We start from the raw sequence: 1,422 nt of genomic DNA, 5'->3' as shown, positions 1-1,422 counted from the left end.
ATGAGGTTTGAGAATCTTATATTCTCAAACCTGTTGATTTGCAGTTGTCCACCTGTCAATAAGCCTGCTGTACAGCTGTAATCACGTAGGCCGTAGCCCAGTATGAAATCGTCGCTGGCGCAGTCATTTTGACTCATCCAGCTGCCGGAGCCAGTCACCGAACGGCGCGTCGGCCTCCACGTAGCGCAGGGCACTGTCCACATCGCGCCAGCCGACATACTCCATCAAGGCCTTGGTACTCCATTGATTGCGCGTGGCCCAGGTGGCAAAACCGCGACGTAGCGAGTGGCCGCTGTAGCGCTCGCCGGCGACCCCACCGCGGGTCAAAGCCCAGCGTAATACCCGCGTCACGCTGTACGGGTGCAGCGCCTCAGGCGAGAGATGGCCCCAGCGATCGATGCCACAAAACACCGGTCCCCGCCGTAATTGACTGAGTGCCAGCCACGCCTCGTACGCCTGCACCGGGCAGAGGCGTTTTTACGCCGGCATACTGACGCTGCGACCCTGGTGCTCACGGTCGGATTTGCTGCTGGCGAGGAACAGACTCAGCCCTTCGCCCGGCACGAGCTGGTTGTTTTCAATGCGCAGGCGGCACAGGTCATCACTGCGAAAGGCGCGTCAACCCCCCAGGAGCAGTAAAGCTTGATCGCGGCTGGCACGCAGGCGCACGGCCAACTCTGGCGACGCTGCCTCGACTTGTAATGCCGCCACGCACTGTTCCAGTTCGCGCAGTTGCAACGGTTCGGCCTGCCGGACCTGGCGCGGGTGCAGCGCCTGAATACGCGCAAGACGTCGCGCACTTGCGGCGCTTTGGTCGGGTCGAGAAAACCATGCTTCAGATGCCAACGGGCCAAGGTCGCCAGGTGGCCGCGCAAGGTGCTGATCGACAGAGCGTCAGCGTACTCAGCCAGGTAACGCACAATGCTGTCACTCGACGCGGGGAGAAACCCACCCCAGCCCACCTCAAAATGCGCCACGGCCTGTAGGTAGCGGCGCGTGGTGCTTTTCCGGCGCGTCGCCTGCAGGTACCGCTCCGCGGCAGTGGTCATCCCTACCCTCCTCGCCCGGCGGGCTTGTACCGGTGTGGACCGAAGAGATTGTCGTCTTGATCAGAAACCCGGCAAGTCAAATGGCATGCGTCATACTGCCTAAGAGCCGGAAATCCTACAGGAGCTCCTGACATGGCCCGTGGCGGTATCAATAAAGCCTTGGTGCACGCCGCGCGTGACGCCTTGTTAGGGCGTGGACTGCACCCGAGCATCGACCTGATCCGCGTTGAGCTCGGCAATACCGGCTCGAAAAGTACGATCCAGCGCTACCTGAAGGAACTCAATAGCAGTCAGGCCGCCAACCTCGGACCGTTGCCCAGCCTCAATGAAAAATTGACCACCTTGGTGAGCAGTCTAGCCGAGCAATTAACCC

The 1,422-nt window shown here is 61.0% G+C and carries 3 protein-coding genes; 1 reads left to right on the top strand and 2 read right to left on the bottom strand.

Going from position 1 to position 1,422, the window contains the following annotated elements:
• Positions 1-123: 123 nt before the first annotated feature.
• Positions 124-411, bottom strand: coding sequence for a tyrosine-type recombinase/integrase (locus tag ACIO0C_RS31300; RefSeq protein WP_401318374.1), 288 nt, complete (start codon positions 409-411; stop codon positions 124-126).
• A 134-nt stretch (positions 412-545) separates the two neighbouring features.
• The gene (locus tag ACIO0C_RS31295; protein ID WP_401318371.1) at positions 546-1,049 is read right to left on the bottom strand and encodes a hypothetical protein; all 504 of its coding nucleotides are present in this window, start codon (positions 1,047-1,049) and stop codon (positions 546-548) included.
• Between the two features lie 132 nt (positions 1,050-1,181).
• On the opposite strand from ACIO0C_RS31295, the gene ACIO0C_RS31290 reads away from it, so the two are divergent.
• Positions 1,182-1,422 (top strand): DNA-binding protein (locus ACIO0C_RS31290; RefSeq protein WP_401318368.1); only part of this gene is annotated, 241 nt, incomplete at its 3' end.

The organism is Pseudomonas sp. NPDC087336, from assembly GCF_044744285.1.
Lineage (GTDB): Bacteria > Pseudomonadota > Gammaproteobacteria > Pseudomonadales > Pseudomonadaceae > Aquipseudomonas.
Note: the sequence above shows the minus strand (reverse complement) of the source record. Positions and strands in the feature narration are given on the sequence as shown.